Origin of the sequence: Chryseolinea soli, assembly GCF_003589925.1 — a bacterium.
In the GTDB taxonomy this organism is placed as follows: domain Bacteria; phylum Bacteroidota; class Bacteroidia; order Cytophagales; family Cyclobacteriaceae; genus Chryseolinea; species Chryseolinea soli.
In genome coordinates, this window is record NZ_CP032382.1 from 5,267,208 (window position 1) to 5,279,959 (window position 12,752).

Consider the following 12,752-nt stretch of genomic DNA (forward strand, 5'->3'; position numbering starts at 1 on the left):
GCTGTATAACTGACGAATATTTTTGAAGGCTACGATTTTTTAGTGAACTTTGATACCTTATGCCCTAGTGTATGGATTTACAAACCCTCTTCCGTGTTCTGTGGAGAAAACGTTGGATACTCATCATCATCCCGCTGCTATCGGTTGGCGGAGCTTTCCTCATCCGGATGCTGGGCGAATGGAAGTACCGGTCCAGCGCCCAGATGGCCACCGGCATTACCGTCACCGATGAGTTGATCGGCGACAACGGGAAATATTTCAATCCCTACGAAATGCAGATCACCTTCACCAACCTGATCGAACAGATCAAGTCGCGGGTGGTGCTTTCGCAGGTATCCTACCGGTTGCTGTTGCGCGACCTCGATGGCAAGGAAATGCCCTTCCGCAAACCATCCCAATCCAAGCTGGAGGAACTGGCCAACGTAGACCTTAGCAGTCACAAGGCCGAGTTCGAGAAGATCCTCAACGAGAAGCTCGAAAGCCAGACGCTGCTGGACCTCACCGACCCCAAGCAAAAGCTGGTCAAAAAAGTGATGGACGTTTACGGCTACAACTACGAAGCGCTCAACGAAGAGCTGGCCATCAACCGCATCAATATTTCCGACTATATCGAGATCAGCTACAGCTCAGAGAGTCCTTACCTCTCGGCCTATGTGGTGAATACGCTTTGCAGTGAATTTATCCGGTATTACACCAACATCAAACTGAGCCGTTCCAATGTGTCGCTGGAGTCGTTGCAGTCCATTGTGGACCAACGCAAGGCATATCTCGACGAGAAAACAGAAGGCCTCAAGAACTTTCAGTCCAACCAACAGATGATCAACTCGGAAGCGGAAGGTGCCAGCAAGATCCGCCAGATCCAGGACTATGAAGACCAGATCGCCGACGAGCAAAAGAGCATCCGCGGCAACGAACTGACGCTAGCCAACCTGGAGATGAAAATCGAGCAAGCCGACCGGAGCCAGGGTAACAAACCCAACAGCAAGATCGTCGACCTCCGGAAAAAGATAAACACGTTCAACGAGCGCTATGTCGCCGGCGGACAAACCGACCAGGTGCTGCTGGACAGCATCACGCTTTTCAGGAACCAGTTGCAAAGCATGATGAACGCGGCCGGCGAGGCCACCAAGCTGACCCCTGCAGAGTTGAATGCCCTGAAAGATAAACGCGACCAGACCAAGATCGACCTGGAGATCTCGCGCGAGAACCTCGTGTCGCTCAACAATATTTTGAATTCCATCCGCTACAGCGTGGGCAACTTTGCCAGCCGCGAGGCCGCAAGCCAGGCCATGGCCAAGGAAGTGGAAGTGGCGCGCACAGAATACCTGGCGGCCCAGACCCGGTTCAACGAAGCACGCGAAAAGCTGGTGACCAACAAAATGCCCATCAAACAAGTGGTGGTGGGCGAAGTGGCCGAGAAGCCCGAGTCGCGCAAGACCATCGTGTTTATGGTGTTCACGGGCGTGCTGAGCTTCGGCTTGTGCGCCTTCGTCATCATCCTCACGGAAATGCTCGACACCCGCATTAAGACGCCACAACGGTTCAAAAACCTGGCGAAACTCCCGCTGGCGGGTGTGCTGGAACAGCTGCCTAAAAATGGCTCCGCTCCAAACTGGAATTTCTTCACTCCAGCAAACGAGTCGCAGGAATTGAACCGGCTCAACCACGATCTGCGCAAGATCCGCTACGAGATCGAGAACCGGAAAGTGCAGGTCATTTTGGTGACCAGCACCAAGAAGGCACAGGGAAAAACCTTCTCCATCATGTCGCTCGCCTATTCGCTGGGCCTCATTCACAAACGTACCCTCATCATCGACACCAACATGCGCAACAACAGCCTCACCACGATGCTGACCGCGCGCTTCAGCCTGAAGCAGTTGATGGAATATTACAATAAGAACACCAAACTGATCGGCACCGCCAAGCACACGGAAGCCAAAGATCCGGAAACGAACCTGATCACCCCCACCACCAATCCGATGGTGGATATTATCGGGAACAAAATGAGCCAGCTTTCTCCGTCGGAGATCATTCCGGGCGGCGATTTTAAAGTGTTGCTGGAATGGCTCAAGGTGCAGTACGACTACATCATCCTGGAAGGCGCGGGCTTGAACGAGTTCTCCGACTCGCGCGAACTGGTGCGGTTTGTCGATCTGGTTATCCCCGTGTTCTCGGCTGACTCTTCCATCACGGAAGAAGATAAAGAATCGCTTAACTTCCTTAAATCATTGCAAAATAAACTGGGACCCGCTGTGCTGAACAATGTTCCTAAGGAGGAGAAAAGCTAGCATTGTATGCTCTTTAGTGCACCCGAATTCATTTTTGCTTTTTTACCGGTAACCTTAATCGTTTACTTTTTGCTGTCGTCGAGCCAGAAGGTGGAGGCGTCGCGGTTGTGGTTGTTGGTGGCTTCGTTGTTTTTTTACGGTTGGTGGAATCCGGCCAACCTGATCCTGATCGGGTTGTCGATGATCTTCAATTTCACGTTTGGCAATCTCATCATTCGATACCGGAAAAAGTGGCTGCTCACCGTGGGTGTTTCGGCAAACCTGGCGGTGTTGTTCTATTACAAATACGCTAACTTCTTTCTAACCAATTTCAATGGCCTGTTCGAGGGGCATTATGCCTTGCTGAATGTAGTCCTGCCGTTGGGCGTGAGTTTTTTCACCTTCACACAAATCGCCTACCTGGTGGATAGCTCGCAGGGAAAAGTGGGCAACTACAAGTTTTCGCACTACTGCCTCTTCGTTACTTTTTTTCCGCACCTCATTGCCGGCCCCATCGTGCACCACACGCAGCTGATGCCGCAGTTTGCAGACCAGAAAAATGCGTTCCTGAATTTTCCCAACCTGGCGCGTGGTTTTTTTATTTTCAACCTGGGCCTGGCCAAGAAGATCATCATCGCCGACACGTTGTCGACCATTGTTGCCAAGGGGTATGGCGACACTGCGGCGCTCACTGCCGTGCAGGCCTGGGTGACGTCGCTGGCCTATTCGACGCAATTGTACTTTGACTTCAGCGGCTATTCCGATATGGCCATTGGTTTAGGGTTGTTGTTCAATATTGATTTCCCCCTGAACTTCAACTCACCCTACAAATCGAAAAACATCCAGGAATTCTGGCGGCGGTGGCACATCACCCTCAGTCAATTCCTGCGTGACTATATTTATATTCCGTTGGGAGGAAACCGTAAAGGGGAGTGGGGTACGGCCAGCAACCTGATGATCACCTTCATCCTGGGCGGCATCTGGCATGGCGCGGGATGGACATTTATTTTCTGGGGATTCCTGCACGGTGCCGCATTAGTGATCCACCGGCAGTTCACACGACTCAATCTCCGCATGGCCGATTGGCTTGGGGTGGCGCTCACGTTCCTGTATGTGAACGTGACGTGGGTCTTCTTTCGCGCACCGTCGTGGCATTCGGCCATCGATTTGCTGAGAGCGATGGTTGGCAAAGGGGTACAAACCTCCGACGTGTCGTTGGTGAGCGATTATTACATGGCGCCCATTTGGATCGCCGCCGCTATTTTGCTGTTCACCAAAAATACGAATGAATTGGGTGTCGAATTCAAGCCCGACTACCGGCGGTTGGCGACCTTGATCATGGTGGTCATGCTCAACCTGTTGTTTCTGAACTCGGCGACGAACCAGGAGTTTTTATACTTTGATTTTTAAACGTATGACGGCTCGTAAATTTCTTTTGCGCTGTACACTCGTCGTGATCTTGCTCACGGTCGTGCTGGTGGCCATCAATGCGTATGTCGACCTTTATGGATTGTTCCGTCCCGTGAAAGGACGCAGCCTCTCCATTTACAGCGACGAGCGCACGAGCAAATATTTGCTGGCGCACCGTTATGTGCCCGAAAATTTTGAAGGCTATATTCTGGGACCGTCGTTGTCGGCCAACCTGAACCCCAAGCTCATCACCGAACACAAGATCTACAACCTCAGCATGATGGGGGCCAACATCACCGAACAAAAAGCGGTGGTGGACAAGGCACTACAACACAAGGCGCCACAATTTGTGCTGGTGTGTCTCCATCCTTACCTGACGCACGATCATGGCATGAAAACGGGGATGATCAATCCCAAGGAATATTACGGTGCGCTGGGTTCCATGAGCTTGTATAAGACCTATGCCATTCGCTTCATCCGCGATCACAACCTGATGCCCGGCAAATATCCGCCAAACCAGTACAACGACTACGGCTATAATTTCTACGACAAGATCCTGCAGGTGATGCCGGTGGAGGAGAAGATCCAGGAACAGCTAAAACGTCCCGACGCCATCAAGACCGATATCGACTCCGTTGCCATGACCGAGTTTGTGGAACTTCTGCGATCGTTCAGAGAGAAGAACGTGAAAGTGATCGGCTATTTTCATCCACTCCCTTTTCCGCTTTACGATAAGTTTCGCGGGCCGCTGGAGGAATACAAACAAAAGATGCTGGCAGTGATGCCGGATGCGCGTATTGTCGATTTCAATACGCCCGAATATGAATTCTTTACGAAGGATCTTTCGAACTACATCGATCACGGCCACCTGAGCGAAAAAGGCCAGCAATACCTGTTGCGCGAAATTCTCACGCGGGCAGACATGCTAAAGCATCGTTAAGCGCGTACGCAGATCAGGTTCTCGCCTGAGACCAGCAGTGCAAAATTCTCTTTTTTGATCGCCTCGAAGAAGACGCGGGAACATCCCGGTTTCATGCGATCGTGTAATTCCACGACGATGGTCTTCGCATGGGGCAGCCATTTCTCTGCACCGAATTCGAAAACTTCCTTCTCGGCGCCTTCGATGTCGATCTTCAACAGGTCGATGCTCTTGATGTTGTATTGTTCCATCAGGTCGGCTACCGACAGGGCAGGCACGGCGCCGGCTTTTTTGGAGGTATTTTGTTCCACCATGAATCCCCAGTCGCTGGAGTCGGGGTTGTTGATGATCAACTCGTCTTTCTCGTGCCATAGGGCCGCTTGCAGGGGGACGACGTTTTTATAGGGCGCCGTGTTCTTCTTCAACTGCGCAAAGTTCCCATTTTCCGGCTCGATCGCGATGATCTTGGCGTTGGGGTAGCGATTGGCAAAGTAAACGGAAGCCAGGCCAATGTTGGCGCCGGCGTCGATGATCACTTTTATATCCGAAGGGATGGGCATGCCGAAATCCTGGTTGAGGTCGTATTCCTTCAATAGGAAAACTTGCTTGAACACCAATTGATCGGAGCTGCCGTTGCGCAGCGAGATGGGATAGCGTGCATCCGCTACGTTAATGGATTGTGTCTTCTTTAACTTAAGCTTAATGAAGAGGACCAGGCCTTTCCAAAAACCATAGCTCTTGACACAAAGACCCAACTCGTAAAAACGTACTCTATTTCTCATCTAGCGGAATCGGCTTAATACTTTGGATTTGAAAACAGCCTTGAAGATATCGGCCGTGGCACCCATGGCGGCCAGGTATTCGCGGCCGAGGCTTCGTTTGGGAACAATGTGTTCGTACATGCTTTTGTCCCAAACTTGCGTAAAGTATTTTTTCAACTCGGCATCTGTGGGCTCTACAACGTATTCAATACGGTCTTTCCACTCGTAGTTGACGGTGAAGATCTGTTGTTGGGTACGTTGGAGAATTTTGAAGCCGAAGGAGTTGCGCGGCAGGTAGTCGAGGAAGAGATCGCCGAAATCGTGGGTGCTTTTCATGCCCAGGCGCTCTTTGTCAACGATGACGATCTTTTTGTCGATCTCCAGCAACACCCACCTGTGGGCGCCCCGTGGGATCATGAACTCGCCGATCATAGAGGGCGCTTCCAGGTATCCGCCCTTGCCGACACGGCTGAGCTCATCCATGAATTGCGCGGGATGGTCGACGTGCTCAACCACATGGCAACAAATTACGTAATCGAACTCGTTGTCTGTGAATGGAAGGGTTTCACCATCGGCCTGGACGAAACGCTGTTTCTTCAGTACTTTGATGTCGCCGGCGCGGTGGTAGTTGTCCTCGATATATTTGTCGGTGACCACGTTTGCGCGGGGATGTGGGTTGTGACCACTTCCCACGTCCAATACGCTGAACTGGGATGGGATTTTGAGCTTAAAGCGAGAGGTAGGGTTGCTTACTTTCATATGTTTTATCAACTTACGAAGATTCAAAGATAAGGTTAATTATAATATTTCATGACCGAAAAAAATTATTGGGTGCGGGCCAGTACCTACGTTACCCTTCAGCGGCTGGCGATTTTTGTTTTTGGCTTCGGGAGTTATTTTTTCATGGTCAGGTATTTTTCCAAGGATACGTTTGGCGTCTGGACCCTGTTTGTGGTGATCACCTCCATTGTGGAAATGAGCCGGTCCGCCTTCATTCAGAACGCGTTCGTAAAATTTTACAGTCAGCCCAATATCGACAGGTTTTCGCTCACTACCGCCAGCATTACCCTTAATTTTATTTCCACACTCGTCTTTATTGCGCTCATGCTGGGGCTCATCCCAGTCCTGACCATTTTCTGGCACACCAAGGAAATTATGGGGCTCATCTTGTGGTACTGCTCCACATCGCTCATCCTGGTCCCGCTGACGCAGCTCAACTACCTGGAACAAGCGAACCAAAGTTTTCGCGGCGTTTTTTGGAGCGCTGTGGTGCGCCAGGGATTTTTCTTTAGCGTGGTGGTGATCTGCTTTTTGTGGGTTCCCAATATGTCGCTCAATTTTTTTGCCGCCATGCAAAGTGTGGGGGGCATCGCCGGGCTCGTCACCGCGTGGATCTTATCGAAACAATTTGCTCCGCGGAGGCTTGCAACCGATCGCGCTATGGTGCGGAACCTGTTTAAGTTTGGGAAATACATTCTGGGGACGGGTGTGGCATCGACCATCGGCAAGAACGCCGACCAAATTTTGTTGGGCTCCATCAGCCACAGTTCGGTGGCCTTGTACAACGCCGCCGTGCGGGTCATGAATTTTGTGGAGATCCCCACGCTGTCGATCTCGAACATCGTTTACCCGAAGATCGCCGAGCGCGCAAACCTGGAAGGGAAGGAGGCTGCCGGAAGGCTTTATGAAAAATCGGTGGCCACCATCGTGGGGATCATTCTGCCCGTGATCGTGGGCATCCTTGTGCTGCCGCAGATCGTGTTGCTCATCACCGCCGGCAAAGCCTACCTGGAAGCGGCACCGATCCTGCGGATCATGGCCACGGCGTCTGTACTCATCCCATTCAACGTGCAGGTGGGGTCGGCCTTCGAGGTGATCGGAAAGCCGCATGTGAGCTTTTATATTAACATTTCCGCTAACGTGGTGAACCTTGTGGTCAACATTCTGCTCATTCCCCGTCTCGGGATTATGGGGGCCGTGTGGGCTATGCTCATCACAAACGTCTTTATATTTGTAGTCAGCCAGGTGTTGCTGCGGCGCGAGATGGGCGTGAGCCTCTTGCGTACCGGCGTACAATTGGTGGAATTCTATACTACGGCCCCCGGCCACATCCGGGGCTTTATCTCAAGAAAAAAATAACATGCCCTACAATTTTGTCATCTTCAGCCTGTCGCCCTGGAACATAAACTATGGAGCAAACATCAAGGACCTCAGCTATGAGCTCGCCAAACACAACCACCGTGTCTTATATATAGACACCCCTCTGAAGCGCAAAGACCGCTGGCTGAAACGCGACAAACCCTTTGTGAGAGAAGTGGAAGAACGTATAAAATCCGGCAACCTCCTGAAACAGGTAGGAGAGAATCTGTGGCACTACATTCCGCAGGAAATATTGGAATCTGTGAACCAGGTGAAGTCCGCCTCCTTGTTCAACCTGGTGAACGGCGTGAACAACAAACGATTTTCCAAGTCCATTCTCCGGGCGGTGAAACAGATCGGCTTTGATGAATTCATCATCATCAACGACAATGAAGTCTACAACGGTCTCGCCATAAAAGAACTGGTGAAGCCATCGTTATATGTGTATTACCTGCGCGATAAGCTTTCGGCCATGAAGTATTGGAAACTTCATGTGGGCCGGGTAGAGCCTTCGCTCATCCAGTCGGCCGATGTGGTGGTGGCCAACTCGGAATACCTGTCGGACTATGCGGCGGAATTTAACAAACACAGCTACTATGTGGGCCAGGGATGTGACGTTACGCATTTCCTCACCCGTCCACCCCAAGCCGACATCGATGCGATGTTGAAGGACATCCCCGGGCCCATCGTGGGCTACATGGGCGCCATTAACGCCGAGCGCCTCGACATCAGCCTCATTGAAGGCATCGCTACAAAAATGCCGGACTACAGTTTTGTGTTCATCGGCATCGAAGATGATACCTTCAAACAAAGCGCATTGCACCAGCTGAAGAATGTGTATTTCCTCGGCAAGAAGGATTTTTCTGAACTGCCGGCATTTCTCTACGGCGTCGATGTGACCATCAACCCGCAAGCCATGAACGAGATCACCATCGGCAACTATCCACGCAAAGTCGACGAATACCTGGCCGCCGGCAAGCCCGTGGTCGCCACCAAGACGCACGCCATGAATCCCTTTCGCGAGCACGTCTATCTTGGCGAAAGCGTAGACGATTATGTAACTTTGATCCCGAAAGCGATCGCCGAGAACAACGCTGCCAAGGCCGCCGCGCGCCGCGATTTTGCCCTGGAGCATACGTGGAAGAAAAATGCCGAACTCATCCTCGAGGCTATTGAGAAGGTGAAACCGGCGAAGTAAAAAAAGAGACAGTACCCCTAAACACGATCGTGTGCGGATTGCCAATATTGTTGTCGCCCATAAAAATCCCAAGCAGGTATTGCGCCTGATGAAGCAATACGATGCGCGCCACTTCCATCACTTTGTGCACCTGGACGTGCGTTGCCCCTATGCGGGCGAATTCAACGAACTCCCGCACGTAACGCTCATGCCCATCCGGCGCAGGCTGGTCTATGCCGGCTACGGGTTTGTGCAGGTGGTGCTTGATGCGTTTGCCCTGGCGAAAGCCAAGGAGCCCTTTCAATATTTTAACGTCATGAGCGGGCAGGATTACCCCGTGAAGTCAACGGAGGCGTTCTATGAATTTTTGAAGGCTTCCTATGGCACCGAGTTCTTCGAGATCTACGACATGCCCTCATGGCCACAAGCCTATCACCGCTACGAGCGTTACCATTTGATTGAGTGGGAAGTGAAGGGCCGGTATAGACTAGAGAACCTGATCAACCGGTTTATTCCCAAGCGCGAATTCTTTCCCGGATTGGAGCCCTTTGGGCGGTCGGCCTGGTTTACGGCCACCGACCGGTTTGTGGATCACGCGGTAGCGTTTATTGAAAATAATCCCCAGTTTATCCGGCACATGAAAACCGTTTGGTCGCCCGATGAATTTATTTTCAATACTCTCGCCATGAACTCGTACCTTCGTGAGAAAGTTACGTTCAATAATCTCCGGCACATCGACTGGTCGGAAGGCAACGTGACCCCGAAGATCTTCAAAGCGGAAGACCTCCCTGTGTTGCTGGAGAGCCCGGCTTTCCTGGCACGCAAGTTTGATGACACGGTGGACGGAACGATCCTCGACCTGCTGGACCAAAGCAACCGTGCGTGGGACAACCGTAAGAAACAAACGATTGCTTAAGTTTTTAACGACTTTTGTTTTTGTATGCTTTTTAGAATGTCTAATTTTCTAAACCCTCTAATCTGAAATTGCTGTGTGTGGAATAGTTGGCTTTTGTGATTTCAACAAGCGTAGCAACGCAGACGTGTTGCAAAAAATGACGCAGTCGCTCCACCATCGTGGACCCGATGATTCCGGAACGTTCTTTGAAGAGCAATCCGGGTTTGCCCTCGGCTTTGGCCATACGCGCCTCTCCATTCTCGACCTGTCGCCGTTGGGCCACCAGCCGATGCGCGTTGGCAAAATGGTGATCACCTTCAATGGCGAAGTGTATAACTTCATGGAGATCCGTGAGCGCCTCGAGAAGGAGGGATGCACGTTCAAGAGCCATTCCGATACAGAGATGATCCTCTATGCTTTTCAGCAATGGGGGCCTTCGTGTTTGCAGTACTTCCGGGGCATGTTTGCCTTCACCCTCTATGATGAAGAAAAACAGAAGCTGTATGTGGTGCGCGACCGCGTGGGGGTAAAGCCGCTATATTATTATCACAAGGACAATACATTCCTCTTCAGCTCCACGCTGAAACCTTTCCACATGCATCCGGCTTTCCACAAGGAAGTGGATATGGCCAGCCTGGGACTGTTTTTACAGTATAGTTACATCCCAGGCCCGCATTGCATTTTCAAGCATACCCAGAAATTACTGCCCGGCCACTACCTGGAGATATCGCTGACCAACCGCGATATCAAGCTTCATAAATATTGGGATGTGGTCGACGCCTACAACCAACCGAAACTGGACGTGGGCGACGAGGAAGCGATTCGCGAAACGGAAAAGATCCTCAGCGAGTCGTTCAACTATCGCATGGTGGCCGATGTTCCCGTGGGCATTTTTCTCAGCGGCGGCTTTGACAGTTCGGCCGTGGCGGCACTTATTCAAAAGGACCGGACCGATCGCTTGAAGACCTTCACCATCGGTTTCGACGTTCCCGGATTTGACGAGGCCCCCGATGCCCGGAAGATCGCCAAGCACCTGGGCACCGATCACACCGAATACTATTGCTCGCCCAAGGATGCGTTTGATATCATCCCCAACCTGCCGGATATTTATGACGAACCCTTTGCCGACAACTCTTCCGTTCCCTCCGTGCTGGTGTCTCAACTGGCGCGCAAGCAGGTGACGGTGGCGCTTTCGGGCGACGGTGGCGATGAGATCTTTGCAGGCTATAACAAATTCAGCCAGTCGATAAAGTATGCCAACGGGTATCCGCAGTGGGTGAAGCGCTCCATTGCCAAGACCATGGGCATTATCAATCCCGATCACATTCCGGTGCTCAATCAGCAATACAACTTCTCGACCCGTTATGAGAAGATGAAGCACATTTTGCAGAGCAACGATCCTTCCGACGCCATGAACATCATCAGCCAATACATTCCGCAGCAGGAAGTGAAACGGCTGGTGGCAAAAGAATACAAAGACTATAAAACATTCTTCGACCTGAAAGAAGAATTTGCCGGCCACAACGATGCGCTGAGCAAGATGCTGGGCATCGATTACAAAACGTTTTTGAACGACAACAACCTCGTGAAGATCGACCGCGCCACCATGTCGGTGGGCTTGGAGGGAAGAGAGCCGTTCCTCGATCAGAAGGTCATCGAATACGTGTCGCGCCTCCCATCGCATTTGAAGCTGCGCGATGGGGTGACGAAGTATATTTTGAAGCAAATCGTTTATAAGCACATTCCCCGCGAGTTGATGGACCGGCCCAAGAAGCCGTTCATTGCCCCGCTCACCGTGTGGTTTATGAACGAGTTGAAAGACTTTTTCCTCAACTACCTCGACGAAGGACGTATCCGCCGCGAAGGCTTGTTGAACGCCGAGCCTATCCTGGCGATGCGCAACCAGTACCTGTCGGGGAAAAAAGTTAATCATCAAAAATTATGGAATTTGCTGATATTTGAAATGTGGATGGAGAAGTGGATGAAGTAAGTCAGCAACCCGTAAACCCCCAATAGTTTTTTGAAGCGCATAAAGATCGTTGAAGCCATCCGGCAAGGTTCCATTGGTGGCGGGGAAAGCCATGTCATCGACGTGGTGAAGCACCTGGACAAGGCGCGGTTCGAGCCCGTCGTGTTATCGTTCACGGAAGGAGAGATGATCCAGACCCTGCAGGTCATGGGGGTGAAGACCTTTGTGATTCCCACCACCACCCCGTTCGATTTCCGGGTATGGCCAAAGGTGACCGCGCTGCTAAGAGAGATCCAGCCCGACCTGGTGCATGCCCATGGTACCCGCGCCATGTCGAATGTGTTCCGCTCGTCGCGGGCGTTGAAGCTCCCTCTACTATATACCATCCACGGATGGTCGTTCCATGACAATCAGCGCCCCGTGGTGCAGCGTATCCGGGCCTGGAGCGAGGGCTTCCTGACGCGCCGCGCCAGCGTCAATATATCTGTATCCCAATCCAACCAGCAAACCGGGAAAAACAAGATCGCCGGCTTCAGGTCGGTCGTGATCATGAACGGTGTGGACCTGAACAAATTCGCCACCCAGACCAACACGCAGGGGCTACGCGACCAGTTCAACCTCCACGCCGACGATACCGTGATCGGCTTCATCGCCCGGTTTACCTACCAGAAATCGCCTGTGCTGATGGTGGAGGCGTTTGCCTCCTTATTAAAGGACCACCCCAACCTGAAACTGCTCATGGTAGGCGACGGTGAATTGATGCCCCAGGTGAAAGCGCGGATCGAAGCCCTGGGGATAGCGTCTAACGTGGTCCTGCCAGGATTCAGGAAAGACATCCCGGCGTTGCTGAGCATCATGGACGTGTATTGCCTGCCCTCGTTGTGGGAGGGGCTCCCGCTGGGCGTGATCGAAGCGATGGCCATGCAAAAGGCGATCGTCGCCACCGCTGTCGACGGCTCGAAGGAGATCATCGTGCCGGGCGAAAACGGCTTGCTGACCACGCCGGGCAACGGTGAGGAACTGCGCCAGGCGCTGGACCGCGTGGTGCGCGACAACGTTCTGCGCGAAAAAATGGCAACCAATGCCTTTCACTACGTGACGGCTAACCACAGCGTGGAGCACATGGTGCACCAGGTGGAAGATGTTTACAACACTTTGGTTTGATACGGGTTTTTGTGTTAACCTTTATAATTCTGAAATTCGATATAACTTTAC

10 protein-coding genes are annotated in these 12,752 nt (G+C 51.9%); 8 read left to right on the top strand and 2 right to left on the bottom strand.

The genetic code is table 11. The annotated features are described in order from the left end of the window. Positions 1 to 71: 71 nt before the first annotated feature. Genes D4L85_RS22400 through D4L85_RS22410 form a run of 3 tightly spaced genes read left to right on the top strand, consistent with a single transcriptional unit; the run spans position 72 to position 4,617 of the window. Entirely contained in the window at positions 72 to 2,288 is a 2,217-nt protein-coding gene (locus D4L85_RS22400) for a GumC family protein (RefSeq protein WP_119756398.1), read from the top strand. Positions 2,289 to 2,294: 6 nt separating this feature from the next. Next, entirely contained in the window at positions 2,295 to 3,677 is a 1,383-nt protein-coding gene (locus tag D4L85_RS22405; RefSeq protein ID WP_119756399.1) for an MBOAT family O-acyltransferase, read from the top strand. 4 nt (positions 3,678 to 3,681) lie between these two features. Continuing rightward, positions 3,682 to 4,617, top strand: a complete 936-nt coding sequence (locus D4L85_RS22410) for an SGNH/GDSL hydrolase family protein (protein ID WP_119756400.1) — start codon at positions 3,682 to 3,684, stop codon at positions 4,615 to 4,617. On the opposite strand, the gene D4L85_RS22415 is transcribed toward D4L85_RS22410, so the two are convergent. Next, positions 4,614 to 5,378 (bottom strand): FkbM family methyltransferase, encoded by a 765-nt coding sequence (locus tag D4L85_RS22415; protein ID WP_119756401.1) that lies wholly within the window; start codon positions 5,376 to 5,378, stop codon positions 4,614 to 4,616. The two genes, D4L85_RS22410 and D4L85_RS22415, sit on opposite strands and share 4 nt — an antisense overlap. Continuing rightward, positions 5,379 to 6,116, bottom strand: coding sequence for a class I SAM-dependent methyltransferase (locus D4L85_RS22420; RefSeq protein ID WP_119756402.1), 738 nt, complete (start codon positions 6,114 to 6,116; stop codon positions 5,379 to 5,381). It abuts the gene before it with no gap. Positions 6,117 to 6,167: 51 nt separating this feature from the next. Between D4L85_RS22420 and D4L85_RS22425 the strand changes: the two genes are divergently transcribed. The 5 genes from D4L85_RS22425 to D4L85_RS22445 all read left to right on the top strand — a co-directional run bounded on the left by D4L85_RS22425 (position 6,168) and on the right by D4L85_RS22445 (position 12,701). Further along, complete coding sequence (locus D4L85_RS22425) at positions 6,168 to 7,496, top strand: flippase (protein WP_119756403.1); 1,329 nt, start codon at positions 6,168 to 6,170, stop codon at positions 7,494 to 7,496. A 1-nt stretch (position 7,497) separates the two neighbouring features. Beyond that, a complete protein-coding gene (locus tag D4L85_RS22430) occupies positions 7,498 to 8,694 on the top strand; it encodes a glycosyltransferase (protein WP_119756404.1) in 1,197 nt (398 codons plus the stop codon). 31 nt (positions 8,695 to 8,725) lie between these two features. After that, the gene (locus D4L85_RS22435) at positions 8,726 to 9,589 is read left to right on the top strand and encodes a beta-1,6-N-acetylglucosaminyltransferase (protein ID WP_160143921.1); all 864 of its coding nucleotides are present in this window, start codon (positions 8,726 to 8,728) and stop codon (positions 9,587 to 9,589) included. Between the two features lie 73 nt (positions 9,590 to 9,662). Beyond that, on the top strand, positions 9,663 to 11,558 hold the full coding sequence (gene asnB / locus D4L85_RS22440; protein ID WP_119756406.1) for an asparagine synthase (glutamine-hydrolyzing): 1,896 nt from the start codon (positions 9,663 to 9,665) through the stop codon (positions 11,556 to 11,558). 30 nt (positions 11,559 to 11,588) lie between these two features. Further along, a complete protein-coding gene (locus D4L85_RS22445; RefSeq protein ID WP_119756407.1) occupies positions 11,589 to 12,701 on the top strand; it encodes a glycosyltransferase family 4 protein in 1,113 nt (370 codons plus the stop codon). Positions 12,702 to 12,752: the final 51 nt, after the last annotated feature.

What these genes read in the sequence shown, in the direction of transcription:
- D4L85_RS22400 (WP_119756398.1), top strand. Translation starts at nt 72, where the DNA reads ATGGATTTACAAACCCTCTTCCGTGTTCTGTGGAGAAAACGTTGGATA.
- D4L85_RS22405 (WP_119756399.1), top strand. Translation starts at nt 2,295, where the DNA reads ATGCTCTTTAGTGCACCCGAATTCATTTTTGCTTTTTTACCGGTAACC.
- D4L85_RS22410 (WP_119756400.1), top strand. Translation starts at nt 3,682, where the DNA reads ATGACGGCTCGTAAATTTCTTTTGCGCTGTACACTCGTCGTGATCTTG.
- D4L85_RS22415 (WP_119756401.1), bottom strand. Translation starts at nt 5,378, where the DNA reads ATGAGAAATAGAGTACGTTTTTACGAGTTGGGTCTTTGTGTCAAGAGC.
- D4L85_RS22420 (WP_119756402.1), bottom strand. Translation starts at nt 6,116, where the DNA reads ATGAAAGTAAGCAACCCTACCTCTCGCTTTAAGCTCAAAATCCCATCC.
- D4L85_RS22425 (WP_119756403.1), top strand. Translation starts at nt 6,168, where the DNA reads ATGACCGAAAAAAATTATTGGGTGCGGGCCAGTACCTACGTTACCCTT.
- D4L85_RS22430 (WP_119756404.1), top strand. Translation starts at nt 7,498, where the DNA reads ATGCCCTACAATTTTGTCATCTTCAGCCTGTCGCCCTGGAACATAAAC.